Raw genomic sequence first — 24753 nt, 5'->3', positions numbered from 1 at the left:
GTTAATTAAATCAACACCACTGGATTTCCCTCCCATTTGGCTGAGGAGGGATTTGGATCAGCGAAATAACGCGACTTCTCGCAGATATATTGAGCGTACTCTTTAACAAACACTGGCAAGGCTTCACCTTCAACAGGGTGGTAATCATACAGTATGTCGGCGTGAGCAGGTAAGCCAGGATCGTCGCTAAAAATAATCTCTTCAATTTTACGATACTCCCCAGCCGAATCTATTGGTGAGCTCACTAATTGTATAGGCTCATTATTTTTTGCCTTAGCGAGAACTGTATCAGCCTTAAAGCCAGCCATGCCTTTCCACTCTTTTGTAGGGATTTCATAACGCTGCTGACTCATTCCAATCTGACGGCAAATATCTTCATCACTGTAACGCAGTCGCTGGACTGAAACGTCTGTACGAAACTTTGGAGGTAAAAAGGCTTCGCGCCTTAGCTTATCCTTCTTGACGTGAAAAGGTGAATAGACGAAACGTATGATTGATTCAGTGTCATCTATAACCCTGGCAATTTGTTCAGCCATCCTATGCAAAGAGCAAGTCAAGAGCACTATTAATTTCATCAATTCTTTGCCACATAGATGTGATAGGCAGCGGATTAGATGATAATTCAGGGTAAGCTGGAGAGAAGTAAGATACTGTTGTTTTACCAACTTCAACCGCAAAAGTATCTCCCCGATCATTAGACCACTCTAATGAAATTGTGCCGTGTGACGAAGGTATAATATCTTCTTTATCTATGGAGTAGCGATGACTGTATGATAATGCTTCGAAGATACTGACAGTATTATCAATAACCTGCGATTTAATGACATCAGCTCCATAACCGTCCCAATTGGATGTCAACTGACGCAGATTCCAGATAGTCGCTGTCACCTCTTCATCAAAACTAACGCTAACAGGCTTTGTATAGCGACTGAACGTGTCTATTGTCGGTACTCGGAACGAATGCTCCATTTCTGGTGAATATATCATGGTCAGGTTAACTTGATTAAATTCAACACTTTCTCCGTGAGCATTTTTTTAAGTGTCAACTTATTATAATCGTGAATTACCTGCAACATTTGTTCGTAAGCGGTAGACTCATTGCCCACTAATCGCTCTAATTGGACTGCCTTCTCAAGCGGAGCAGTTAGATTGTGACTAATCCTAATAGATCTGCCAACCCGATTTTTACTGATTTTTACATTAACACGATCAAAAAAGAAAGTTCGTCTATTTTTTTCTCTAATGCTAATGAGAAATCAGAGTTCTGACTCTTAAAAAAATCGTTGTTTAGTAGGCCATTAGTTAAGAACACAGCTTCTAAAGGCACTGGAAGATCAGACCTCCACTCAAACTCATCGACATAGTGCAAACTTAATGCCACCACATCTGCTTTTGGCTCAATTTGCGTAACATACCGCATTACTTCAAAAAATCTCTCTTTGAAAGGTTTCCATCTACTGTAAGCCAGAGAGTGATATGAAATGAAGTAGCGATCATCCTCATTGACTGCTTGTATTATCTCGGCAGGAATACCCTTTTGATAGCGTATTACTCGGCGACCAGGCTGTTCTGTTTTCACTGTAACATCTGTAGAGTCAATATCTGGCTCTCTAAACTCTACGATTTTCTTCACAAGCCATTCATATTCATGGAAGCCAAGTTCTGAATCGCATAAATTATTGAATTTATCTAATTCTTGCAGACTTTGCTGAACAAATAGCGTCAATACCACTTCTTTTATAGAGTGATTCTTACCTACAGGGCGCAAATGGCTAATATCTACCGCATCCATTTAATTTAGTTTTCTATCAACAAAACTACGTAGTTCATACATAGCTTAAATATTTTTGAGTAAATTATCCAGATTATAATGCAGCCCCCGGTTGTCGCGTCGGCTCATGGCGGCTTTGATTACTAAGTATGCTACCTCAATCATATTGCGTAGTTCGCAGATGTTGACCGATACTTTCGACTGCCGGTAGAGTTCTTCATGCTCCAGATACAGCAATTCGAGTCGGTCCATAGCCCGTTTCAGTCGCCGATTTGAGCGCACAATGCCGACGTAGTTCGACATAATGCCTTCGAGTTCGCGCTGAATTTCGGTTACCAATATCTGCTCTTCAGGGTGTGTGGTTCCTGCGTCGTTCCAGTCGGGCAGGTTATCGGGCAGGGCAGCCCGGTCGAAGAGGTCAACGGATTTCAGGTACGCCCGGTGACCGAAGACAACGGCCTCGAGCAGCGAATTGCTGGCGAGCCGGTTGGCTCCGTGCAGGCCGGTACAAGCGCATTCGCCCACAGCGTAAAGGTAGTTGATGTTGGTTTGCCCCCACTCGTTCACCCGAACGCCCCCACACATATAATGCTGCGCTGGCACCACCGGGATGTAATCTTTTCGCAAATCCAGCCCGTAATGTTCGCGGCAATAGGCCGTAATGTTCGGAAAGTGTTCCACGAAGCGGTCAAAATCTACGTGCGTTACATCGATATACACGTGCGGATCACCCGATTTCTTCATTTCGGAGTCGATAGCACGGGCCACAATGTCGCGCGGGGCCAGCGACAGGCGCGAATCGTAGTGTTCCATGAAGGTTTCGCCCTTCATATTTTTCAGAATGCCGCCAAAGCCGCGCACGGCCTCCGAAATGAGGAAATTCGGTTTCTTATCCGGCTCGTAGAGGGCTGTTGGATGAAACTGGATAAACTCCATGTCTTTAGCAATCGCTTTGGCTCGATAAGCCATCGCAATGCCATCGCCGGTGGCAATTTTCGGGTTAGTGGTGTTCTGATACACATTGCCAATGCCGCCCGTTGCCAATAGTGTGGTTTTCGCCAAAAACTTCTCGACCTGCCCCGTTCGGGTATTCAGCACGTAGGCACCGTAGCACACGTTATCAGTATCATACCGATGCACGGTTTCGCCAAGATGGTGGCGTGTGATGAGTTCAACGGCATAGAAATGCGTAAACACCTCGATACTGGGTAGCGAGTGCGCTTTTTCGAGCAGTGCCCGTTCAATTTCGGCCCCTGTAATGTCTTTAAAGTGCAGTATTCGGTAATCTGAATGACCGCCTTCTTTGGCAAGATCGTAATCGGTGCCGCCGTGTTCGCGGTCGAAGCGAGTGCCGTAGTCGATCAGTTCCTGAATACGTCCAGGTGCCTCGCGCACTACGATTTCAACCACGTCGCGGTCGCTCAGAAAATCGCCCGCTACCATTGTGTCTTCGATGTGCTTCTCGAAGGAATCATCTTCTGACCACACGGCAGCAATTCCCCCCTGCGCGTATTTTGTATTGGTTTCGTCGGCCTGCACTTTCGTAATCACAGCGATGCGGACCGGTATTTGGGCCTGTTCGTAATGTAAAGCGAGCTTGGTGGCATAGCTAAGCCCGGCAATACCGGAGCCAATTACCAGAAAATCATATTGGTGGGGCATGTTCAGGGTTTGGTGTCTAAAGCGCAATAACGCATTTGCTTCTCAATAGATGAAAAGTTCTCATTCCAAAGGCCGTTTCTTATCAAGATTATTTTTATTTCCTGGTACATTTCTTCGTTGAGTAGTAACGTAGCAACCGTAGCACTGTAAACATACTTCTCCGTGCCCTCAATCATAATACCTCGCAGACGAGAAAGCAAATTATTACGTGATCTGGTAGAGTTACTACGTCCAGTGTCATAGTTACGGGCTAATTCTAAAACAGCCTCTAATATTTCGTGAACTCCTTTACCAACTTCAAAACGAGGGACTACCCAAGTCTCCCAGTCATTCAGATTTACAACATCGATTGTGCGTCGCCCTACGTCAGTTTTACCGTAGAAACGATAGCCCTTGAAGTAAAAATGATCTTTGGGGTCATCAAGATAGGGATTGATGATTGGCTCAAGTTTTGTGTCATGGTTCCCCTTAGCTGTATTACAAGCTTTATTTATTGGCAAAAGATTGCTCCAGGAAACCACTTCATCGGGGTACAAGCTCTTTGGGTGATAATGCTCTATTTCGTCATACTTCCCTTCTTCGTTTAGTTTGCATTCTGAAAAACAGCATTTATTGTATGAAGAGTTGAGTAATGCTTTACCGATGTACTCCTTCTGCCAGACAGCTTTATCAGTTCGCTTGTACTCATCAGTAAGGGCTTGAATAACTTCTTTCGTTAATTCAGCCGGGATGGGAGCGGGCTGAAGTTTAATCATGCGGGTACTAAAGAAGATAGTTGAATACTCAACAACTTACGTTGGCTGCTTGCTGGGTGTAGAATGCTGTCTAACTCATCATACGCGGCTTTAGCTTTCTCATAATTCTCTTCATTTAGCCCCTGCTCAAACTGTTCTAAAAGTTTCAGGAAGCGGTCTGAGCGCGTTTTCTCGCCCATATCCATTAACTCGCGCAGAATCTCTTCAACCGTCCAGCCCTGAAATGACCCAAACTGCTGGCGGACGTTAATACTGCCTGTCTCATCATCCTTCTCCAGCATAATCAAGTTCACATTCTCTGCTGACTGCACAATCAACGGACTATGTGCAGTAACGATAAACTGCGTGTTAGGAAACAGATCGCTGAGGTACTTAATAATCTTACGTTGCCACTCCGGGTGAAGATGCAAATCAATTTCATCCACCAGAACAATAGCCGGGCCGTGAAGCGGATTGTCAAGTTCCGGGTAACGGTCGAACATACGCTTAGCGAGGTCAACCACCCAAGTCATAGTTGTCCGATACCCATGACTTAAACCTTCTAATGGAATCCATCCGTATGGTGTCTTGAATAATGCAAAAGATTTAAAATCCTTCGAAGTCTCGAACTTAACTGACTCTATGTCGGGTAAAATTTTACTGGTTAGCGTATTAACCAATTGCTCAAGTCTTTTATCAGCACCTATCACTTCACTTTTTTTTGCATAATCTAATTGCAAGAGCCACTCTTCAACATTCGTCAACTCTTGATTATTGAAAAAAAGTGTTTTAGTCGTGTCGTCATATTTAGAATAATCTGACAATGTAGTTTCAGAAGTTAATCGACTAACTCCGTAAGCATCTATATATCTTTTAGTTATTTGATTGGAATTAACATTGTTATCTTCATCGCTTCTTGGGCTTGTGTATTTATCAATAAAATTAGAGCTGGACATATAGAATGTAATAAGTCCAATTGGCACGAAAGATTCTATGCTACCCACCTCTCCTTTAAAGCCATTCAATGCAAAACATGATATATTGTGGTTATCACCCGCAACTTTCATGAGCTCTTCTATCTCAGCATGATCTTCCCATAAAGTTGAATCATCCCTTGGTTTATCAGAGATCAACAGAATATTCTTTTTCGCCAATAACCTTAATAAAGTAGTCTTTCCGGTATTGTTGTTACCTAAAATGACCGTCCACAAGGCAGGTTTACCTTCCTGATCAACAAAGTCAATTTGATGCTTCCCCTTAAAGCATTTTACATTCTGTAAACAAATACTTTCTAAGGCAAAAGTCTCTTTATAATCTTTCATTCTGAGACGAAAATTATAAGCTCTCACTCATTTTCAACACTCACAGCACCGACGCTTCCGATTCGGCTTCTAAAGCTACCTCAACGTTAAAGTTCATCGAGCAATTGCCGAGCTGATTTTAACTGAACTTCACCACGCAGGGCGGCAGCAACCTCTCTGGCTCCCCGTTCAATACTGTCCAAAATTTCCTCTTTGCGCTTGACTTTCGCCATCTTTGGCTCAACAACCTCGGCTTTTATCTTCATTCGTTTCATCAGTTGAGTTACTAATTGCAACTCCTCCTGATTACGCGGCTGTATCAGAATGTTCTGCATAATACCTTACGTCTTATAGGTTCTTACTCAATTCCAGCATCCGCAACACCGACGCTTCGGCCTTTACGCGCACGTCTTCGGGTACGATGATTTCGGGTTGCTCGTACAACATGCAGTTATAGAGCTTTTCGAGCGTATTCATCTTCATGTACGGGCACTCCGAGCAGGCACAGGTGTTATTTTGACTGGCCGGGGCCGGAATGATTTTCTTGTGCGGAGCCGACTGCCGCATCTTGTGCAAAATGCCCGCTTCCGTGCCCACGATGAACGTCTGTTCCGGGCTATCGACTACGTATTTCAGCAATGCCGTGGTGGAGCCGATATAGTCGGCATGCATCAGAATATGTTCCTGGCATTCGGGGTGGGCAATGAATTTGGCGTCGGGATGTTCGGCGCGGAGTTTTTGCAGCTTCTCAAGCGAAATGTCGATGTGAACGATGCAGGCACCGTCCCACAGCACCATGTCGCGGCCCGTTTTCTTCGCTACGTAACGACCCAAGTTGGCGTCGGGCGCGAAGATGATTTTCTGATCGGCGGGTAGGCTCTGCACAATTTTCAGCGCGTTCGAGGACGTCACAATGATGTCGGACAGTGCCTTGATTTCTGCCGAGCAGTTGATATACGACAGCACCATGTGATCGGGGTACTGTGCCTTAAAAGCCGCAAACTTATCGGCAGGGGCCGAATCGGCCAGTGAGCAGCCCGCGTTGAGGTCGGGAATCACGACTTTCTTTTCGGGCGAGAGAATTTTAGCTGTTTCGCCCATAAAATGCACTCCGCAGAATACAATCATATCGGCGGGTGTGGCGGCTGCCTGCTGACTCAAACCCAGGCTATCGCCAATGTAATCGGCCAAATCCTGAATAGCTCCATCGACATAGTAGTGAGCCAGAATAACGGCATTCTTCTCTTTTTTGAGCCGCTTGATTTCGGCCACTAAATCTATGTCTTCGGCAACGGGCTTATTTACGTAACCCACGCGCTGTACTTCTTCGAGCAGTGCTTCCATGTGGTTGGATGGCGGTTTGAGGGTATAACAATGGCAATGAATGAATCGTTTGTCTGATCTGAAGCACCTCCCCTCACTCGCTCACTTTCGTTTTCAGAAATGCGATGACCACATCTAACCCTTTTTGATACTGCACGTTATTCGGAATCACAATATCGGCCTCGGCGCGGTAGGGTTTAATAAACTGCTTGTAAGTGGGTTTGACGTGATATTTCCACCGGTACATTACATCGTCGAGGTCGTAGCCGCGTTCTTCAGCATCGCGTTTTACGCGCCGTTCGAGTTTGATACTGTTCTTGGCGTCGATGAAAATTTTTAAATCCATCTGATCGGCCAGTTCGCGGAAATGAAACACGAAAATACCTTCCACAATGATGATAGGTGCGGGCTGAAACGTCAGCAAACGCGGCACCACGTTCGGGTTGTTGAAGGTATACTCCATCTGATGCACAGCACGACCATCCCTGAGCTGTTCGATATGCTGTGCGTATAGGTGATGGTCGATGGTTTCGGGCAGGTCGAAGTTGTGAATACCCTGATCATCGACCGGAATCTCATTGCGTTTTCTATAGTAGTTGTCCTGCGATATGAGGCAGATTTGCTCGTCCGTGAACGCACTCAGAACCCCTTTTAGAAACGATGTTTTGCCCGAAGCACTCCCGCCGGTGATGCCGACGATAAATGGTTTAGTGGTCATTCGGCAAAGATAAGCAGGCTAATTGGTGCGAGTTAATGCTCGGGCGGTGAAAATCAGCGATTTTTTTCCTTTCTGCCTTTGAAAGAAACGCTCCGTCTGTATGTCTCGCCTACCTGCTTACCTCTGTATAACCGTATCCGCGCTGCTCGCTTTCGTCCCGGCTGCAACGCCAATTTTCAACGACGTCTACCTGACCGATACCACCGATCAGTGGGTGTTTGGAAATCAGCGCACAGAATTGAAAATCAACAAGCAAACCGGCGAGTGGCAGTCATGGACGGCCCAAGGCGTTAAAGAGAATTTGGTAACGGTTACGGCCAAGCAACCCGCGCTCGATTTTAGTATCAATGGCGAGTACATGATTGCTAAGCATGGGGCAACCGTGTTGCGACACGACTACCACATCGACAAAAACCGGCGGGGCGCATCGCTCGCCGTTACAGTCGGTATTTTGCCGGACAAAAAAACGGATGGGCAAACTGTGTATCAGTATGAGTTAACGACTATTTATACGCTGTTTCCTCTCGAAAAACGGCTCGAACGATCTGCCCGCTTACTACGTACCAGGCCCGGAGACCGTGAACATGTCGACGGCTTCCGGTTTCAGGTGCCGGGTGCGGTCGTTGGCAAACCGACCGACTGTGTTCTGACCGTGCCGGGGCCTTTTTTTACGAATACGTTCGTGCGGCCCGAAACGCCCTATGATTCGCTGAAGGCAAAAACGATTCGGTTTCACAGCGCACCCGATGCTGGATTTGGCTTACTGCTGCTCGAAAATAAGACCAGAAAAACAACGCTGGCAAGTTTCATGAGTACGGGCGGGGAAGTGGCTTATTACACGGCTATCGACGGCAACGGCCAAACCATTACCCTCCGGCACGACGACAAACGGGCGTACTACCTCGCGCCCGGTCAGGCCGTTGAGTCAGACGTGCAGCATCTGGTTTTAACTCCGAGCCGGGCCGAAGCCCTGCTGGCGTATCAGAAGGAGGTGACAGCTACGATGCCGCTCGATGCAACAACGCCTGCTTGGGTGCGTAATCAGGTGATTCTGGAAGTTTATCCCAAATACTTTAAAGGTGGCCTGAAAGATATTACGGCCAAACTGCCCTTCTACAAGAGCATCGGATTCACCATGATTTATCTGATGCCGCACTGGACTGGTGGCTACAGCCCCATCGATCTCTATGAACTCGACCCGAAATTTGGTACGAAGGCCGACCTGAAAACACTCATCAAAACGGCGCACGGGTTGGGCCTAAAGGTCATTTTCGATATGGTAATTCATGGCTTCCACCAAACGTCGCTGGTGCCGCAGCAACGGCCCGATCTGTTCGTGCGCAACGAGACAGGCAAATTGGCGAATCACCCGACCTGGGGCAGTATTACGCCCGATTGGGCCAATGCGGGGTATCAGCAGTATATGGTCGATCTGGTGCTGCACGATCAGCGGGAATACGACAACGACGGCTACCGGGTCGATGCGGCTACCTATAAAGGTGCGGGCTGGAATCCGAACGTGCCCTATCCGGCCTACCGCGATGGTTCGGCGGCTCCCGAACTAATGCGGGCTATGCTGACTGCCCTGCGCAAAAACAAACCCGATGCCGTGCTGTTGAGCGAGGTGTTTGGGCCAGTATTTTATAATGTCTGTAATTTCGTTCACGATAATCAAACTGAGGCTGTTCCATTGCTACTGCGCCGGATGCAGTCCGGAACGTATACCGCCGACGATTACAAAAAACACCTTGCTTCCGTTTTCGGAGCCATGCCTAAGGGAGCAAACCGCGTGTTCTATGCCCGTAATCACGACACCAGTTGGTTTGACAAATTCGACGGCTACACCCCCCGATTTATGGCATTCGAGGCCGTTCATGCCTTCTTCGGTATTCCCGAAGCCTTCGCCGGCGACCCCGACCACCCGTTCAACCCCGATGATGATCCGCAAACCTATGCACACTACAGGCGTCTGTTCACAACGCGTCAACGGTGGCCCGAACTCACGCGGGGGGCGGTGTTGCTGAACGAAGTCCAAAGCACGAATCCACAGGTGTTTAGTGGCATCCGAAAGCTAAATGGACAAGCGTCGCTGGTGCTGGTTTCGTTTGGCGACAAGTCTGAAACGACCACGATTTCGATAGATGGACAGGCGATTAAAGCGGGTGTTTTGACGGACGTACATTCGGGGCAGAGCGTTAAACTTACTCCCGATACGGAGGGCCATTTTTCTCTGACTCTGAAACCGTTTCAGGTTTTAGTCGGACGGTTGTAGACCAATGATGGTAGGCAACCCACACAAAAAAGCCCGGCCAACGCGCGTTGGCCGGGCTTCAAACTATATAACCTGTGCTTAAGCAACAACGGCTTCGGCCAGTACCAGCACTTTGTTTTGCAGTACTTCTACCACGCCACCATCTACGGTAAACGTTTGCTGACCGGCGGCACTCTGCACCACAATCGGACCTTTGGCAAGCGTACTTACTAATGCTGCGTGATCGTTCAGCACCTGAAACTGACCCTGACTACCCGGAAACGTAACCGCGCTGACTTCGCCTGAGAAAACCTTTCGGTCTGGAGTGATAATGTCTAACGTCATTTTATAAAGCTCCTTTAACAAAATTCAATACGCTGCCAATCTGGTTTTTCACGGCGGGTTCGGCAGCTTTGGCAACCATACCGCCCTGATTGAGCTTACCTACGCCCGCCAGTGCCGTCGACACCAGCGATTGACCCGCTGAAGCTCCGCCACCCAGCACCGACATAGCACTACTCAGCCCGTTGAGGCCACTTGTCAACTGACTGGCTTTGCCAATCAGCGAACCCGCCGACATCAGGTTTTCCAATCGTCCGGCTCCCGATGCGAGTTTGGTCAGACCAACGGCATTGCCCAGCACGCCAGACCCAAGACCACCGCCCGTAATAAGCGGCAGCAGCGTTTTCAACTTACCAACCTGCCCCAGAATTTTATCTTTGAACGAGCTTGGTTTAGCCTTCGCTTCGGCCTCAACAGCCGCTATTCCCGATTGCAACGCCTGTGCCGATGCGGCTTTATCACCCTTTTCGAGTGCTGCAACCGCCCGGTCCAACTGTGCGTCGGGCAGACTGTCGGCTGATGCCGTTGCTCCGGTTTGCGAACCGACGGTTGTCGCTGGCGTATCGTTGATCGTGCCGATTACTCTGGGCACAGTTGGCGTACTCGCCGGGGTTTCGGTTTGTGCCTGAACAGCCACGCTTGTCAGCAGGGCCGAAGCTAACAGCAACGCGTTCCACTCAACTCGAATTGTCTTCATAAAAACAGTTTGTTTTTAGTACGATTCATAAGACGGAATTGAGCGGCTTTTGTCATTCCAGCCGGGATAACAAAAATAGCAACTACTGACCTGCTTCTTTCAGCATACGCTCGCCCTTCGCTACGGCGTCTTCAATGGTGCCAACGAGGTTAAAAGCAGCTTCGGGCAGGTGATCGTATTTACCGTCGATAATTTCGTTGAAACCCTTGATGGTGTCTTCAATCGGAACCAGTACACCTTTCAGACCCGTGAACTGCTCGGCCACAAAGAACGGCTGCGACAGGAAGCGTTGTACGCGACGAGCGCGGCTTACCACGAGTTTATCTTCCTCCGAGAGTTCTTCCAGACCCAGAATAGCAATGATATCCTGCAATTCTTTATAGCGTTGCAGAATCTGCTTCACGCGCTGTGCCGTGTTATAGTGTTCGTCACCCAGAACTTCGGCACTCAGAATCCGCGAGGTCGAATCTAATGGGTCAACGGCAGGGTAGATACCCAATTCGGCAATTTTCCGGCTCAATACGGTGGTTGCATCCAAGTGGGCAAAAGTGGTTGCCGGAGCGGGGTCGGTCAAGTCATCGGCAGGTACGTAAACGGCCTGTACCGATGTAATCGAACCGCGCTTGGTTGAGGTAATGCGCTCCTGCATCACGCCCATTTCGGTTGCCAGCGTAGGCTGATATCCTACCGCCGATGGCATCCGGCCCAACAGTGCCGATACCTCAGAACCCGCCTGCGTAAAGCGGAAAATATTGTCAACGAAGAACAGAATGTCGCGTCCGGCACCTTCGCCGTCGCCATCGCGAAAGTGTTCGGCAATGGTCAGACCCGACAGGGCTACGCGGGCGCGTGCTCCCGGCGGTTCGTTCATCTGACCAAACACGAACGTTGCCTGACTTTTAACCATCTCGTTCATGTCGACTTTGGTCAGGTCCCAGCCACCTTCTTCCATCGAATGCTTAAAATCGTCGCCGTATTTGATGATACCGGCTTCGATCATTTCGCGGAGCAGGTCGTTTCCTTCGCGGGTACGTTCGCCCACACCAGCAAATACCGACAGACCGGCATAAGCCTTTGCGATATTGTTGATCAGTTCCTGAATCAGTACGGTTTTACCTACGCCCGCACCGCCGAAGAGACCGATTTTACCACCTTTTGCATACGGTTCGAGCAGGTCAATAACTTTAATGCCGGTAAAAAGTACTTCGGTTGAAGTAGCCAGGTCTTCAAAGCGAGGTGCCGAGCGGTGAATGGGAAGGCCCGTGCCGGTAGTTTTAGGCTGAGGAATGCCATCGATGGCTTCGCCTACCACGTTAAAGAGCCGCCCGCGAATGCCTTCGCCGGTTGGCATGGTGATTTGGTGGCCCAGGTCTTGTACGGCGAGACCGCGATATAGCCCGTCGGTCGAGTCCATAGCGATAGCCCGAACCCGATCTTCGCCGAGGTGCTGCTGCACTTCGAGAATGACCGCCTGCCCGTTGGCTTTGGTTACTTTGAGGGCGTCCAAGATGGCGGGAATCCGCGAGCCTTCGCCCTCGAAACTCACGTCCACGACCGGCCCGATTATCTGCGTAATCTTACCCGTATTGACTGCCGTTTCCGTAATCATTTGTATATGAAAAAAGCTGATTGAAAAGTTGCCCGTTGTTTGGGACTGCAAAAGTAGCAGAAAAACCGCGCAAAGTAAAGGTGTGGGTTTGTAATGTTGCTGTTAATCAGTTTATCCGTTTGCAGCCAATTGGATTAATCTGATAAGCAAGCGTGAGGTAGTAAAGGAATCATAAAGAACGTCCTGAGTTTTGTAGGAACTGAACAACAGAACGATTAAGTTTAGCAAACGAACCGTTATTTATATGAATTTATGGAAACGCTGCTCATTGAACTAAATTCACCTAAAGCCCGAAAACTAATTGATGATTTGGTAGACCTGGGAATCATTTCCTTACGAACGGAACAGCCTGCCTGGGGCGATTTGTGGGATAAATTAGACAAACAACTCCCCCAAACAGAACCGGATATGAGCGAACAGGATATTTTAGATGAAATCAAAGCGTATCGGGCTGAGAAACGGGCGCGACATATGGGCTTGTAAGTAGTATAGCTTCTTGACAATTATCACCCCAATTGTGGGTCTTTACCCAAATCAGACCACCAAAACAACAAAGAAGGAAGGAGAAAGCCATTCGTAGAAATGAAAATAGTCATCGATACAACAGATTTTATCAGCGCATTGATTGGCAAAAAACATCGTGAAAAACTGGGAGTGGTATTGGCTAACCCAGCTATTGAATTGTTTGGCGACGATACTCTCTTAAATGAGCTGACAGAAGTAGCCCACCGTGAGAAATTTCGTAAATACGTTTCAATCGAAGAAGTTGATTTATTTCTGGACGTTATCAAAGCACGTTTGACAATTATCAAAACCACGTCAATTATTTCAGACAGTCCAGACCCTGATGACAATTACTTGCTGGCATTAGCGATTGATGCGCAAGCTGACTATTTAATCACCGGAAATAAAGTTGATTTATTAGCTCTGAATCCTTATAAAGGCATACAAGTCGTTCGTTTGCAAGAGTTTTTAGATACGCCTTCTTCAAGAAAGAGGTTCAAGGAATCCCCGTTGCCTTTAGGCCGGGGAGGAATTGAACCGCCCGGCAGGGCAAAGTATGTTGACGCAAAAAAAACCTGAATTATCTTTCACAAGTGTGAGAAGTTTTGTATATTTGGGTGATGAAACTAACGGCACAGATACGGCTTTTACCCACCCCTGAACAAGCCACTGCTTTGCGGCTGACGCTGGAACGGGGCAATGAAGCCTGTAACGAACTGAGCCGTTATGCGTTTGAAAATAAAGTCTTTGCGTCGGCTAAACTCCAACCCCGATACTATAAGTGGATAAGGAGCAAGTTTGGTTTGTCGGCTCAGTTTGCTTTGCACTGTATCCGCAAGGTAGCTGACTCCTACAAGTTGGACAAAAAGATTCAGCGTACTTACCGCCCAACGGGAGCCATTGCGTTCGATAGTCGGATTCTGTCTTACCGTACCGACCGCAAAACGGTGTCGATCTGGACGGTCGAAGGGCGCAAAACCATTACCTACACCGTTGGTCAGCACCACGAAAAACTCTTGCACTATCAACAGGGCGAATCTGACCTTGCTTTCATAAAGGGAAAGTGGTATCTGTTGGCAACCTGTGACGTACCCGATGAAGAAGGGGGCGAAATCGTTGATGCACTCGGCGTTGATTTGGGCATCGTAACGCTGGCTACGGATTCGGACGGGCAAACCTTTAGCGGGGCCAATGTAGAAGCTACCCGCCAATGGTACGCCAAACGACGCGCTACCCTGCAAAGCGTCGGTACTAAGTCGGCTAAATGTAGACTTAAAAACTCTCCAGGAAACAACGTCGGTTTCAGTCCGACACGAATCATTGCATTTCCAAGTCCCTTGTATCGAAGGCTAAGGCATCTAACCGGGCTATCGTTCTGGAAGACCTGACAGGGATTTCCAAAAACGTTAGAAAGGATGAGAAACGGTTGCGCCAATGGCAACGGGCTAAACATGCCAATTGGGCTTTCTACCAGCTTCGTCGCTTCATTGGCTATAAGGCTACCTTGTCGGGTGTGGCCGTACTGCTGATTGACCCGCGCAACACGTCCCGCATGTGTAGCCAGTGCGGACACTGCGAGAAGGCAAACCGAAAGTCGCAATCGGAGTTTGTATGTCGGTCGTGTGGTCATTCGGCTAATGCGGATTACAATGCGTCGCAAAACATTAAAAACAGTGGGCTTGGTCAGATAGCCTATGGTGTCGAGTCCGGGACGCGTAGTCTAACCACTCAGGCACAAGCCCCCGCGCTTTAGCCGGGGGTAGCTGACGTGATTAACAAGCTTCAATCCAAACACCCGCTTTGGCTTTGCAGTTAGAAGCATTGACAACTCAACGTCTCCGAAAATGCTTCAAACTCGTTCGAGCGGCTTGCTGCTCCATATAACCTCATTACCCTCAGCGCATGGCGTGGGCGACCTCGGCCCTGAAGCCTACCAGTTTGCCGATTTCCTCGAAGCCGCCGGGCAAACGTTCTGGCAGATTCTGCCGCTTACACCGCTCGACCCCGGTTCGGGGTTTTCACCCTACAGTAGTCCGTCGGCGTTTGCGGGAAATGTGCTGCTAATCAGTTTGGAGAAACTCGCTGAAGAGGGGCTGCTGACCGCCGACGATCTGGCCGTTTTTAACGAACAGCCCGTGCAGGATGTAACTATAACGGAGCTGCCATCGAATACCGGCGAGTCAGAACCGGCTGTGCTGGCTGGCCCGCTGACGCTGGCACCCTCAACACTGCACGCAGCCTGGATAAAAAAACGGCCTTTGCTGAAACAGGCTGCCGAAACCTTTCTGCGCGATGCCTCAGCCGCCCAACGCAATGATTACGAGCGGTTTTGTGCGTGGCAGTCGCACTGGTTAGACGAATACGCCCTGTTTACAGCCTTGCAGGATTCGACGGGCGAACCGTTCTGGCTCCGCTGGCCCGATGAACTGATGCGACGCGACCCGGCTGTGCTGGCTCAGCAGACCGAACTATTACGGCACGATCTGGAGGTGATTAAAGTGCAGCAGTATTTCTTCCTGCGGCAGTGGAACGAACTGATTGCGTATTGCTATAACAAACGCATTCATCTCATCGGCGATATCCCGATTTACGTTCAACTGAACAGTGCCGACGTGTGGTCGAATCCGACACTATTTAAGCTGGACGAAAATTTTCAGCCGCTCTACGTGGCAGGTGCCCCGCCCGACTATTTCAGCGAATACGGCCAACGCTGGGGCAACCCGATTTACGATTGGGCCGAACACGAGCGCACGGGCTTTTCGTGGTGGCTGCGCCGGATTCGGCACCAGCAATCACTCTACGGCCTAACCCGGCTCGACCATTTTCTGGGCTTTTACGAATACTGGGAGATTCCAGCGAGTGAGCCAACGGCCAAAATAGGCGAGTGGGTAAAGGCTCCTTTCGAGTCGTTTATGCGGGCGATGTATCGGCAGTTTGTTCAGTTGCCGATCATTGCCGAAGACCTGGGTGCCAAAGCCGCCGATATTCAGCCGCAACTCCGCCATTATGCTATTCCGGGTATGCGCGTGGTGCAGTTCGGTTTTGGCGATGACCAGCCAACGTCGAGCTACGCCCCGCACAATCATACCGAAAACATGGTAGTGTACTCGGGTACGCACGACAATAACACGACCCTCGGCTGGTTCCGCGAAGCCGACGCCGATCTCCGCGAGCGGCTGAACGACTACCTTGGCTTTACGGTCACGGAAGAAAACGTAGTCGATCAGATGATTCGGCTCACGATGCGGTCGGTGGCGCGGCTGGCAATTCTGCCCATTCAGGACGTGCTGGACTTAGACGAAACGCACCGCATGAATACGCCCGGTGCCGGTGGTCGTAGCTGGCAATGGCGGCTTCAGCCCGACCAACTGACCGTCGAAGTAGCCGAGCGGCTGCTGAAGCTGACAAGGCTGACCGGGCGGGGGTGATTCACCCCACCCCAACCCCTCCCCTGCTTTTCAGGGGAGGGACTAAATCATCCGGGTTTCATAATCTCCCAATGAGGTTGGGGTCAGGCATTAATCCCGCCCGACACTTCAATTCGCTGGGCGTTGATCCAGCGGGCTTCGTCGGTGCATAGGAAGGCGACCACCCCGCCGATGTCGTCGGCATTGCCAACGCGATTCAGGGGCGACAGCGATGCCAGCCGTTCTTTCAGTTGCGGATTGCTGCGGATGGCTGCATTATTGAAGTCGGTTTCGACGGGGCCGGGTGCTACAATGTTGCAGCGAATGCCTTTGGCGCCGAGTTCTTTAGCCCAGTAGCGGGTCAGCACTTCCATTGCCCCTTTCATCGACGCATAAACCGAGTAGCCCGGATTCACGAATCGCGTGGTGCCGGTGCTGATATTGACGATGCCACCGCCTTCGTTCATATATGGTAATAACTTTTGCGTCAGAAAAAAAATACCCTTGTAATGCACGTTCAGGAATTCATCGAAAAACGCTTCTGTGACATCCACAAAAGGCACTGTGCCGCCCATACCGGCGTTGTTAACGAGAAAATCGAAGCCTGTCACGTTCCACTGGCTGCTTAGTTGCTCAGAAACGGCCTCTACGAAGGTGTCGTAGCTGGCGAGGTTGTTCATATCTAAGGGCAGGGCAACGGCCTTTTGTCCAATTTCCTGAATAGCATTAACAACCTCTTCGGCTTCCTGTTGCTGACTGCGGTAGGTCACAATCACGTCCATGCCTTTGCGGGCCAAACTAAGGGCCATATCGCGGCCCAGCCCCCGACTTCCGCCCGTTACGAGGGCGATCTTGCTGTTGTTCATTGGTTTTGATGATTAAATGTACAGCACAAAAGTAGCGGGGCAGTCGGGTCGGGCGGTTGCAAACATCAATCTGTTTGTTGCAAAATTCAAATGGAGCTATCCCGCCCGGAACGCAACCGGAGCCAGCGTCGTCTGCTTCTTGAAGAAGTTGGAAAAATGCGCTACTTCATCAAACCCTAAACTATAGGCCACATCCGAAATGCTCCAGTCGGTTTGTTTAAGCAATACTTTGGCTTCCTGTACCACCCGGCTGCTGATGAGTTCGGTGGTGGTTTTGCCAGTGCTTTCTTTCAAAACTTTGTTCAGATGATTGACATGGACGGCCAGGCGGTCGGCGTAGTGGTTGGCCGTGCGTAGTTTCAGCGTCTGCTGGGGCGACTCAATCGGGAATTGCCGTTCGAGCAGTTCGATAAACAGGGAAGACACCCGCGCCGAGGCCGTATGCGAGGGGTATAAAGCCGTGGCAGGTTGTAGTTTCTGACCGTAGTGAATCAGCTCCAGTACATACGTTCGCAACAAATCATATTTGTAGGCATAACTCGAATTGAGTTCCTGCTGCATTTTCCGATAGATATACGCCAGTTCATTAACCTGTTGATCGTCAAGCTGAAAGATAGGATAACCCCCCGGTCGGAAAAGCGGCAGTTCATCGACTACAACGCCCGTTTTAGCCTGAGCCAGAAAATCGGCGGTGAAAATGCAGAAGTAGCCCGATTGGTCATCGTCCTGCGGCAGATAGTGATAGGGCACGTGGGGCGTGGCGAATAGCAGCGCGTTCTTCTCGATGTCGATAACTTTATCGGCATATTCGGCCCGATTGCGGCCATTGATCAGGCTGATTTTATAATATGCCCGCCGGTTATAGGGCATACCGCCGGGCCGACGTTTCAGATTCGCCCGCACCTCGCTAATCTCAAACACGTTGAAATGACCAATCTCTTTATTGATGCCTTCGGGAATCAGCAAGGCAGTTTCCTGGTAGAATTCGGTTAGTGATACAGGCCCCATAAAAGACAGTTGATTTGTAAAAATCAAATGTACGCATAACGGGCAACGTGTTCACACCTGTTATGCCATTTCTACCTGAATGGTTCTCAGCGCATCGCAGCGTTGCATTAGTTGATCGCGCCAGAGAGCATATCCATTGGCGTTCAGGTGGAGACCGTCGGGTTGATACAACTCTGTTCGTGGCTGGCCCTGCCCGGTCAGCATCATCGCCGACAAATCAAGAAACTCCGCGTTTGGTAATCGGGCAATTTCACTGGCTATGAGTGTGTTGGCTTTTTGTATATGTTCGATTATAGACCAGCGGGCCGGGCTGGGTTTGATACTAATGAACCACACCGGCACACCGGGCAGATACCGCTGCATTTTCTCGGCCAGTGCACAAAAAAACAGGTATACTTCTTCGGGCTGTCGGTTTTCGCCGAGGTCGTTGTCGCCAGCGTACAGAATAACGGCGCGCGGTTGAGCAGGCACAACAAGCCGTTCAAAATGCCAGGCACAGGCTGCCAGTGTCGAACCCCCAAAGCCGAGGTTTAGCAGGTGCAACTGTGAAAAATCCTGTTCGAGCGTTTCCCAGAGCCGGATGGTTGAACTTCCGTAAAAAACGATGCTGCCGGGTGGCTCCACACGTACACGCTGCACTAACTGCTTAATTTCGTTGTCAATCAATTCCATCTGCAAAAAGCAAAAAACAGCCACTCAGGCCGCTACCGATAAATCGCTGCACGGGTCGGCTGAGTCGGTCCCATTCCAATGTAAACTGCTTAGGTCAGACAAAGTTGCCGGTGTGGCGGTCAACTCCAGCATACGGGCCGACCGGAGGTCTGCTAAAACAGCCTGCCCTGTCTCCCATCGGCGCAGAATATTGACTTCCCGCACCCACTCAGGATTTTTAGGTTTATTGGGCTCCGCGAAATACTCCGGCATTCGTTCGGTCATGGCACTAACCAGTGCATGGATAGAGCCGTTGATTAGCAGGTCGGGCGAAAGTTTGGCAAGCTGAATCAAAGCGCGGGCCATCGACGCCGAGTAAAACGCACAGTCGATATCCTGATGCCGGATCGGTACGCCATCGTGGAGCCGCTGAAGATTTACGCCCCCGTCTTCGAGTCGCTCCGAAACAGGCGCGTGGCCGGTCGGTTGCGGAAATACCTCATCGACATACTGTTTAAATTTATTCCACCAGGGGGGCGTGCCATGCGGGTTCAGCGTATCGCAAAAAATAATCCGCCGAGGCTGGTTGGGTTGCCGAAGGTTCATTAGCAGCAGGGCCGCGCCGAGGTGGCGGTCGTCGGCAGCGTGCCGTCGTTGAATGACAAAGCAATGCAGCGGCTGACCCGCTTCGTTGGTTAGTTGCTCGGTGATTTTCCGAACAGTCCGCAGTGAATCGACCATGTACCCTTCCGTGACTACATGAATTGGCAGCACTGGCGAAAAGAGGGCTTCGCGCCGAAGTTGACGCCCCAACAGGTTCAGGGCTGTTTCGTCGGATCGGCGGGTGCCAAAATACACGCCAATGTCTTCTCTGGCCTGACCGGCGGGCATATCGGCCAGCGCAATCGAGTCGCCACAGGCATTTTGCCGACTGACGGGGCTATAGCGAAACGAGATGGCATGGTGTTTGTGGTGCGCCGACAGGTTATAAATCCGTTTTTCGAACGTTGCCAGCAGCGGTTCGTAGGCATCGGGCTGAAAGTAAACCTCATGGCTGGGCCGCAGCAGGTGTCGGGAGAGGTCGTCCTGCTCAAGGAGCCGTTCGAGGGCGTCGGGATACTGTCCAAAAAAATGACGCAGCGCATCCTGCTCAATAAAGGCCGTCAACGCGTTTTCGCTGGCTGAACCATATTCAGCACCCAGAGCAGGGTGTTCAATAACCCAACAACGCAGGTATTGCCTGACAGCATTGTCGAACTGTTGGTTAGCGTATTCAGCTTGTAATGTTGGGTAACAGGTAGGAAAAAAGAGGGCACAGTCCATCTGATTCGGCTTTGCCAGGCCGGATGGCGGGGGTACAGTCATGTTAGGGGAGAATACTAAAATTTACAGCGAAAATACGATTATAAGTCGATTTGTTCAAGTGTTTATTTGGCGATACAGACGCTTTTGCAAATTTTTTTTTCGATGTTCCCATTAGTATTCTGTCGATTCGGACAGGCTAACGACGTTTGTCAAAACCGGTGCTTAGGCACTAACCGAATCGTAATTGCGTTTTCCAAGCATGTCATCATTGTTTTTCTGGAATGCCTGGAGCCGCTCCTACCGGCTTGCTTATCTTACCTGTCTGATTTTGTTCGGTATAAGTCTTGTGTTGTTGGCGGTTGCGTGGGCGCGTGGTCTTGCTAACGTAGTACGCTGGAACGTGCTGAGCGAACTCAACCCATTACAGACTACCATTTACAGGTTCACAGACGGCCTGCTCGATTATCCTGTTACCGGCAACGTGTATGTCGTTTCTGAGCAGTTCGTGGCGTCTGCCATGCAAACGCCACCGGGTTTGGCAACGGCACTGCTGGTGGGCATTGGTGTGGCGTTTGTGCTGATAGTCAGTGCCATCACGCGCTTCGACCGGCTGCGGTATTTAGTTGCGATGGGCGTTTTAATTATCGGATTGGCGTTTTTCCGCTGGGAAATGCTCGAACTGCCGGGGCTGGGACAAAACTACCTATTCCTGCTGCTGACGTTTCTATATGGCTCGGTCAGTTACTACTTCCATGCCTTTCGCTCCGATTACCCGATAGGGGTTCGGCTGGCTGTGTTTGGCACGTTAACGGGTATGGTGGCTGCAGTGCTGACGGCCTTTACACCCGTGCCGCACCCGGCCCTGACGATTATTAGCTACGGTATGCCCGTGCTGGTGGTGCTAAGCGCGGGATTCATTTTTTTTATTGCCGCCGAAATCATTGCCGGCTTAGTCTGGATTACGTCGGTCGGTCGGGCAGGTGGGCAGCCGCTGGGTATAGGTAACTTTCTGTTTATCAGTGGTCTGTATCTGGTCAATCTGATTCTGATCTGGCTGAAAAATACGAAAATTGTAGACTGGGACGTGCTGGCGATCAGCCCGTTTGGGGTCTATATCGTGTCGGTCATTATTGGCGTCTGGGGGTTTCGGCGGCTAATCGATCAGCAGAACGTGGTATCGTTTCGCGATGGGGGCGCGTTCTTATATGCAGGTTTGGCCCTGCTTGCTACGCTGACCATAGCCTACGCATTTGCCACCGCCAACGATCCATTGATTGAGGTTTTTGAAGACATGATTGTGTATGCCCACCTCGCCATGGGACTGGCGTTTATAAGCTACGTGCTTATCAACTTCTGGCCCATTTTTAAACAGGGCCGGGCCGTTCATAAGATTGTTTATAACCCGAAACGGCTGGAGCTGAGCCTATTCCGGCTGATGGGTGTTTTCGGCGTGGTAGTCCTGGTGTCGATGGGTAATAACATCGTTCTGCGGCAAAGTTTAGCGGCTTACTACAACGGTCTGGGCGATTTGTACATTGCCAATAGCGAACTTGAGTCGGCGGGGGCGTTTTATGAAAAAGCGCTCGAACAGGAGTTCCAGAACCACAAATCGAACTACGCGCTGGCGTCGCTGGCAATGACCCGCAACGATCAGGCTACGGCGGCTTTTTACTACGAACGTGCTACGCTGAAGCAGCCGCAACCACACGATTACGCTGGTATCGCTCAAACCTACCTGCAAACAAGCCTTTTCTTCGAGGCCATAAAAGCCCTCCAGCGTGGCCTTCGCAAGTTTCCGGATAGTGGCGAGTTGCAGAATAATCTGGGTTTTCTATATGCCCGCACGAGCGTGGCCGACTCCGCGTATTACTACCTGAAAGCCGCTACAAACCAGGCAACCCGCGCCGAGGTGGCCGAAGCCAATTTGCTGGCTCTATATGCCCGTAACCCCGTCGTGCTGACGGCAGATTCGACCCTGGTGCAGGAAACGAATCGTTCGGATTATGAGTCGTATCAGGCCAATGCGCTGGCACTGAGGCTGATCACTGCTTCTGACACGACGCAACCTGCACAGCCAGTCTGGCTATCGGGCAAACAGGCTAATGAGGGGTTAAGCGTGGGGCGGTTTGCGAGTTTGTACAATTACGCCGTAGTGAATCAACGACCTGATACCGTGCTGCTCAGTACGCTTCAGCGTTGGGCAGAAAACCCCATCAATCAGGATTTCGCCGATGATCTGTTGCTGGCCCGCGCCCTGACCGCCTATCGCGCTTACGATCAGCCAACGGCATTTGGCCTGCTGAGTCAGTTAGCCGAGGGCAACCCGCAAAATGGACCGGCCATTCGCACTACAACGGGGTTACTGTTGCTTGAACAGGGCCTCTACCGCAAAGCCGCCGAACAGTTTGGCGAGAACACGGATACCACGTCGGCCTATTACCCCGCCATTGCCCTGACCAAAGCCGGAGACCCCGTGCTGGCGCAGTCGCTCTGGGAAACGGCGGCCAAAGGCGATGTCAGTGTAGCGGCTCTGAAACAGGTGCTGTATGACGAACGCCCACCCCAAACCGATCTGGAAAAAGCGTTTTACGTCACCTATCGCCCCGACGACCCCAACCGGGGCCGCCACTGGGAAACCATCCGCGACGCCAGCCTGCGAACCGTGTCGGGAACGCGCCTGATTGATGAGTACCTTGCCACGCGACAACCGTTTTACGCGCAAATGATTCTGAGTCAGATGGGTAAGCCCGAACAGCTAACGCCCTACGCCCGTTCGCTCGAAAACCTGAGTGCATTACGAATTGCCGTGTATCGAAATAAACTGGCCGCTGCCGACTCGATGAGCAAAGCGTATTTTCTACCCCAACACCAGGCCGAGCGATTGTTTCTGCTGGGGCGTATCTATGCTCAAAACAAACAGCCCGCCAAAGCATGGCAGGCTTTTGCCAGCGCACTGCGATTAGCTCCGTTGAATGCCAGTATTGTGGCAACAGCCGCGCAGTTCGAGCGGCAGCGGGGGCGTATCAAACCGGCTTACGACCTTGTGCTTCGGGCATTACCGTTCAACGAAGACAGCCCCGACCTGCTGAAAACCTACGTGTCGCTCTGTCTCGACCAAAGCCTGTTCGACTATGCCCGCGAGGGTTTAGCGAAGTTACAGGGCGTTAGTCAGCCCGCCGATTATCAGGCGTTTCAGACAACTTATCAGGAAAAATTAGCGGCTGTCGAAAAGAGTAGAAAGAAATTTTCGGAATAATGTAGTTTTGAGAATCATGAACATCATTGAAACGCACGACATCGCCAAACGGTACGTAATGGGCAGCGAAGTAATCGACGCCCTCAAATCGATCACAATTTCGGTTCGCAAGGGCGAATACGTCGCGTTTATGGGTCCGTCGGGGTCGGGCAAGTCCACGCTGATGAACATTGTGGGGTGTCTCGACTCGCCCACCTCGGGGCAATACATTCTGAATGGGCAGGACGTTAGCGGTATGGGCGAGAACGAACTGGCCGAAGTGCGAAACAAGGAAATCGGTTTCGTATTCCAGACGTTCAACCTGTTGCCCCGCCAGACCTCGCTCGAAAATGTGGCTCTGCCGCTCATCTACGCCGGTTTTAGCAAAGCCGACCGCACCGAGAAAGCCATGCTGGCCCTGAAAAACGTGGGTTTGGAAAACCGCGCCGGACACCGCCCCAACGAGCTATCGGGCGGTCAGCGACAGCGCGTGGCCGTAGCGCGGGCACTCGTCAACGACCCCAGTATCCTCCTTGCCGACGAACCGACGGGTAACCTCGACTCGAAGACCTCTTACGAAATCATGGACCTCTTCGACCAGATTCACAGCAAGGGCAATACCGTGATTATGGTGACGCACGAAGAAGACATCGCCGAATACGCCCACCGCATCGTTCGGCTGCGTGACGGCTTAGTTGAAACCGACCGCATCAACCAACACATCCGCAAAGCCAACGTGCTGATGCAGGGCGTGTGATGCTGAACGGGAAAAAGCAGTTTATTTGTTGAGCCAATAAATCAGCACACAGATGAACCGGTTGAATGATATTCAGATAGGCTTGCTTCGGATGTTTGACCGGCCTATGAGTCAGGAAGAAACATTAGAGCTGAAGCGATTACTAACTCGGCATTACGCGCAGAAGGCGAGAGAAGCCGCTACGAAGGTTGCCGAAGAGCGGGGCTACACACAAGCCGATTACGACGCTTTATTGAATCAGCAACAACGTACTAAATGAACGTTGTTATCGATACGAATTGCCTGTTAGTTGCCGTGCCTGCTAACAGCGAACATAAGTGGCTCTACGATGCCTTCGTTAACGAGCGTTTTACCTGGTACGTGAGTACAGAGATACTTAACGAATACGCCGAAAAGTTAGGCGAGTTCTTTGGACTTGGCTATCTGCATGAATGTGGATTATCTCGTCTCGAACGACAGACATCTTCGCGCTGCCGAGCCTCCCTCTTTCCCGTCGGTAACTGTCGTTACGTTGCAGCAATTCAAAAGCTTAATCGAACGATAAATCGTTGTGATCCCCCGCATCAACCAACACATCCGCAAAGCCAACGTGCTGATGCAGGCGTGTGATGT

Annotated in this window: 26 protein-coding genes; 10 read left to right on the top strand and 16 right to left on the bottom strand. The window is 50.4% G+C overall.

Annotated features, from left to right (window positions below; translation table 11 throughout):
- Positions 1-5: 5 nt before the first annotated feature.
- From AWR27_RS19240 to udk, 9 genes are all read right to left on the bottom strand, one after another.
- Entirely contained in the window at positions 6-536 is a 531-nt protein-coding gene (locus AWR27_RS19240; protein ID WP_157579270.1) for a hypothetical protein, read from the bottom strand.
- Position 537: 1 nt separating this feature from the next.
- Positions 538-987 (bottom strand): hypothetical protein, encoded by a 450-nt coding sequence (locus AWR27_RS25390; protein WP_157579269.1) that lies wholly within the window; start codon positions 985-987, stop codon positions 538-540.
- 208 nt (positions 988-1195) lie between these two features.
- The gene (locus AWR27_RS19235; protein ID WP_077132692.1) at positions 1196-1792 is read right to left on the bottom strand and encodes a TIGR04255 family protein; all 597 of its coding nucleotides are present in this window, start codon (positions 1790-1792) and stop codon (positions 1196-1198) included.
- Between the two features lie 45 nt (positions 1793-1837).
- Positions 1838-3433, bottom strand: a complete 1596-nt coding sequence (gene nadB / locus AWR27_RS19230; protein ID WP_077132691.1) for an L-aspartate oxidase — start codon at positions 3431-3433, stop codon at positions 1838-1840.
- 2 nt (positions 3434-3435) lie between these two features.
- Complete coding sequence (locus tag AWR27_RS19225; RefSeq protein WP_077132690.1) at positions 3436-4188, bottom strand: HNH endonuclease family protein; 753 nt, start codon at positions 4186-4188, stop codon at positions 3436-3438.
- Positions 4185-5489, bottom strand: a complete 1305-nt coding sequence (locus AWR27_RS19220; RefSeq protein WP_083732910.1) for an AAA family ATPase — start codon at positions 5487-5489, stop codon at positions 4185-4187. Before AWR27_RS19220 ends, AWR27_RS19225 begins: the two co-directional genes overlap by 4 nt.
- Before the next feature lie 86 nt (positions 5490-5575).
- A complete protein-coding gene (locus AWR27_RS19215) occupies positions 5576-5803 on the bottom strand; it encodes a hypothetical protein (RefSeq protein ID WP_077132689.1) in 228 nt (75 codons plus the stop codon).
- Between the two features lie 13 nt (positions 5804-5816).
- The gene (gene nadA, locus AWR27_RS19210) at positions 5817-6812 is read right to left on the bottom strand and encodes a quinolinate synthase NadA (protein ID WP_077132688.1); all 996 of its coding nucleotides are present in this window, start codon (positions 6810-6812) and stop codon (positions 5817-5819) included.
- Between the two features lie 73 nt (positions 6813-6885).
- Complete coding sequence (gene udk, locus AWR27_RS19205; RefSeq protein WP_077132687.1) at positions 6886-7509, bottom strand: uridine kinase; 624 nt, start codon at positions 7507-7509, stop codon at positions 6886-6888.
- A 100-nt stretch (positions 7510-7609) separates the two neighbouring features.
- Between udk and AWR27_RS19200 the strand changes: the two genes are divergently transcribed.
- Positions 7610-9781: an alpha-amylase family glycosyl hydrolase gene (locus AWR27_RS19200; RefSeq protein WP_077132686.1), complete on the top strand. Its 2172-nt coding sequence runs from the start codon at positions 7610-7612 to the stop codon at positions 9779-9781.
- 78 nt (positions 9782-9859) lie between these two features.
- On the opposite strand, the gene atpC is transcribed toward AWR27_RS19200, so the two are convergent.
- From atpC to atpD, 3 genes are all read right to left on the bottom strand, one after another.
- A complete protein-coding gene (atpC, locus tag AWR27_RS19195) occupies positions 9860-10105 on the bottom strand; it encodes an ATP synthase F1 subunit epsilon (RefSeq protein ID WP_077132685.1) in 246 nt (81 codons plus the stop codon).
- A gap of 1 nt (position 10106) precedes the next feature.
- Positions 10107-10799: a hypothetical protein gene (locus AWR27_RS19190; RefSeq protein WP_198045036.1), complete on the bottom strand. Its 693-nt coding sequence runs from the start codon at positions 10797-10799 to the stop codon at positions 10107-10109.
- An 82-nt stretch (positions 10800-10881) separates the two neighbouring features.
- A complete protein-coding gene (atpD, locus tag AWR27_RS19185) occupies positions 10882-12408 on the bottom strand; it encodes a F0F1 ATP synthase subunit beta (RefSeq protein ID WP_077132684.1) in 1527 nt (508 codons plus the stop codon).
- A 252-nt stretch (positions 12409-12660) separates the two neighbouring features.
- Between atpD and AWR27_RS19180 the strand changes: the two genes are divergently transcribed.
- The 5 genes from AWR27_RS19180 (at position 12661) to malQ (ending at position 16340) form a co-directional block, all read left to right on the top strand.
- Positions 12661-12891 carry a hypothetical protein gene (locus AWR27_RS19180; protein WP_077132683.1) on the top strand — a complete coding sequence of 77 codons (231 nt, stop codon included), beginning with the start codon at positions 12661-12663 and terminating at the stop codon, positions 12889-12891.
- A 99-nt stretch (positions 12892-12990) separates the two neighbouring features.
- The gene (locus AWR27_RS19175) at positions 12991-13491 is read left to right on the top strand and encodes a putative toxin-antitoxin system toxin component, PIN family (protein WP_077132682.1); all 501 of its coding nucleotides are present in this window, start codon (positions 12991-12993) and stop codon (positions 13489-13491) included.
- 41 nt (positions 13492-13532) lie between these two features.
- Entirely contained in the window at positions 13533-14300 is a 768-nt protein-coding gene (locus tag AWR27_RS19170) for a transposase (protein ID WP_198045035.1), read from the top strand.
- Positions 14237-14665: an RNA-guided endonuclease InsQ/TnpB family protein gene (locus AWR27_RS25570; protein WP_198045154.1), complete on the top strand. Its 429-nt coding sequence runs from the start codon at positions 14237-14239 to the stop codon at positions 14663-14665. Before AWR27_RS19170 ends, AWR27_RS25570 begins: the two co-directional genes overlap by 64 nt.
- 91 nt (positions 14666-14756) lie before the next feature.
- Positions 14757-16340, top strand: a complete 1584-nt coding sequence (malQ, locus tag AWR27_RS19165) for a 4-alpha-glucanotransferase (protein ID WP_077132681.1) — start codon at positions 14757-14759, stop codon at positions 16338-16340.
- 83 nt (positions 16341-16423) lie between these two features.
- On the opposite strand, the gene AWR27_RS19160 is transcribed toward malQ, so the two are convergent.
- From AWR27_RS19160 to AWR27_RS19145, 4 genes are all read right to left on the bottom strand, one after another.
- The gene (locus AWR27_RS19160; protein WP_077132680.1) at positions 16424-17185 is read right to left on the bottom strand and encodes an SDR family NAD(P)-dependent oxidoreductase; all 762 of its coding nucleotides are present in this window, start codon (positions 17183-17185) and stop codon (positions 16424-16426) included.
- A 96-nt stretch (positions 17186-17281) separates the two neighbouring features.
- Complete coding sequence (locus AWR27_RS19155) at positions 17282-18193, bottom strand: helix-turn-helix domain-containing protein (RefSeq protein ID WP_077132679.1); 912 nt, start codon at positions 18191-18193, stop codon at positions 17282-17284.
- Between the two features lie 60 nt (positions 18194-18253).
- Positions 18254-18865 (bottom strand): SGNH/GDSL hydrolase family protein, encoded by a 612-nt coding sequence (locus AWR27_RS19150; RefSeq protein WP_077134084.1) that lies wholly within the window; start codon positions 18863-18865, stop codon positions 18254-18256.
- A 24-nt stretch (positions 18866-18889) separates the two neighbouring features.
- Positions 18890-20209, bottom strand: coding sequence for a hypothetical protein (locus AWR27_RS19145; protein ID WP_198045034.1), 1320 nt, complete (start codon positions 20207-20209; stop codon positions 18890-18892).
- Between the two features lie 199 nt (positions 20210-20408).
- Between AWR27_RS19145 and AWR27_RS19140 the strand changes: the two genes are divergently transcribed.
- From AWR27_RS19140 to AWR27_RS25385, 4 genes are read left to right on the top strand one after another with little or no spacing between them, the layout of a single operon-like run.
- Complete coding sequence (locus AWR27_RS19140) at positions 20409-23405, top strand: tetratricopeptide repeat protein (protein ID WP_077132677.1); 2997 nt, start codon at positions 20409-20411, stop codon at positions 23403-23405.
- 16 nt (positions 23406-23421) lie between these two features.
- Entirely contained in the window at positions 23422-24141 is a 720-nt protein-coding gene (locus AWR27_RS19135) for an ABC transporter ATP-binding protein (RefSeq protein WP_077132676.1), read from the top strand.
- Between the two features lie 52 nt (positions 24142-24193).
- Positions 24194-24400: a hypothetical protein gene (locus tag AWR27_RS19130; RefSeq protein ID WP_077132675.1), complete on the top strand. Its 207-nt coding sequence runs from the start codon at positions 24194-24196 to the stop codon at positions 24398-24400.
- The gene (locus tag AWR27_RS25385; RefSeq protein ID WP_157579268.1) at positions 24397-24750 is read left to right on the top strand and encodes a PIN domain-containing protein; all 354 of its coding nucleotides are present in this window, start codon (positions 24397-24399) and stop codon (positions 24748-24750) included. Before AWR27_RS19130 ends, AWR27_RS25385 begins: the two co-directional genes overlap by 4 nt.
- The last annotated feature ends 3 nt before the right edge of the window (positions 24751-24753 follow it).

Source organism: Spirosoma montaniterrae (genome assembly GCF_001988955.1).
In the GTDB taxonomy this organism is placed as follows: Bacteria; Bacteroidota; Bacteroidia; order Cytophagales; family Spirosomataceae; genus Spirosoma; species Spirosoma montaniterrae.
This window is presented reverse-complemented; position numbering and strand designations above follow the sequence as displayed.

Coding starts and splice junctions, on each gene's coding strand:
- AWR27_RS19240 (WP_157579270.1), bottom strand. CDS start 536: ATGGCTGAACAAATTGCCAGGGTTATAGATGACACTGAATCAATCATA.
- AWR27_RS25390 (WP_157579269.1), bottom strand. CDS start 987: ATGATATATTCACCAGAAATGGAGCATTCGTTCCGAGTACCGACAATA.
- AWR27_RS19235 (WP_077132692.1), bottom strand. CDS start 1,792: ATGGATGCGGTAGATATTAGCCATTTGCGCCCTGTAGGTAAGAATCAC.
- nadB (WP_077132691.1), bottom strand. CDS start 3,433: ATGCCCCACCAATATGATTTTCTGGTAATTGGCTCCGGTATTGCCGGG.
- AWR27_RS19225 (WP_077132690.1), bottom strand. CDS start 4,188: ATGATTAAACTTCAGCCCGCTCCCATCCCGGCTGAATTAACGAAAGAA.
- AWR27_RS19220 (WP_083732910.1), bottom strand. CDS start 5,489: ATGAAAGATTATAAAGAGACTTTTGCCTTAGAAAGTATTTGTTTACAG.
- AWR27_RS19215 (WP_077132689.1), bottom strand. CDS start 5,803: ATGCAGAACATTCTGATACAGCCGCGTAATCAGGAGGAGTTGCAATTA.
- nadA (WP_077132688.1), bottom strand. CDS start 6,812: ATGGAAGCACTGCTCGAAGAAGTACAGCGCGTGGGTTACGTAAATAAG.
- udk (WP_077132687.1), bottom strand. CDS start 7,509: ATGACCACTAAACCATTTATCGTCGGCATCACCGGCGGGAGTGCTTCG.
- AWR27_RS19200 (WP_077132686.1), top strand. CDS start 7,610: ATGTCTCGCCTACCTGCTTACCTCTGTATAACCGTATCCGCGCTGCTC.
- atpC (WP_077132685.1), bottom strand. CDS start 10,105: ATGACGTTAGACATTATCACTCCAGACCGAAAGGTTTTCTCAGGCGAA.
- AWR27_RS19190 (WP_198045036.1), bottom strand. CDS start 10,799: ATGAAGACAATTCGAGTTGAGTGGAACGCGTTGCTGTTAGCTTCGGCC.
- atpD (WP_077132684.1), bottom strand. CDS start 12,408: ATGATTACGGAAACGGCAGTCAATACGGGTAAGATTACGCAGATAATC.
- AWR27_RS19180 (WP_077132683.1), top strand. CDS start 12,661: ATGGAAACGCTGCTCATTGAACTAAATTCACCTAAAGCCCGAAAACTA.
- AWR27_RS19175 (WP_077132682.1), top strand. CDS start 12,991: ATGAAAATAGTCATCGATACAACAGATTTTATCAGCGCATTGATTGGC.
- AWR27_RS19170 (WP_198045035.1), top strand. CDS start 13,533: ATGAAACTAACGGCACAGATACGGCTTTTACCCACCCCTGAACAAGCC.
- malQ (WP_077132681.1), top strand. CDS start 14,757: ATGCTTCAAACTCGTTCGAGCGGCTTGCTGCTCCATATAACCTCATTA.
- AWR27_RS19160 (WP_077132680.1), bottom strand. CDS start 17,185: ATGAACAACAGCAAGATCGCCCTCGTAACGGGCGGAAGTCGGGGGCTG.
- AWR27_RS19155 (WP_077132679.1), bottom strand. CDS start 18,193: ATGGGGCCTGTATCACTAACCGAATTCTACCAGGAAACTGCCTTGCTG.
- AWR27_RS19150 (WP_077134084.1), bottom strand. CDS start 18,865: ATGGAATTGATTGACAACGAAATTAAGCAGTTAGTGCAGCGTGTACGT.
- AWR27_RS19145 (WP_198045034.1), bottom strand. CDS start 20,209: ATGACTGTACCCCCGCCATCCGGCCTGGCAAAGCCGAATCAGATGGAC.
- AWR27_RS19140 (WP_077132677.1), top strand. CDS start 20,409: ATGTCATCATTGTTTTTCTGGAATGCCTGGAGCCGCTCCTACCGGCTT.
- AWR27_RS19135 (WP_077132676.1), top strand. CDS start 23,422: ATGAACATCATTGAAACGCACGACATCGCCAAACGGTACGTAATGGGC.
- AWR27_RS19130 (WP_077132675.1), top strand. CDS start 24,194: ATGAACCGGTTGAATGATATTCAGATAGGCTTGCTTCGGATGTTTGAC.
- AWR27_RS25385 (WP_157579268.1), top strand. CDS start 24,397: ATGAACGTTGTTATCGATACGAATTGCCTGTTAGTTGCCGTGCCTGCT.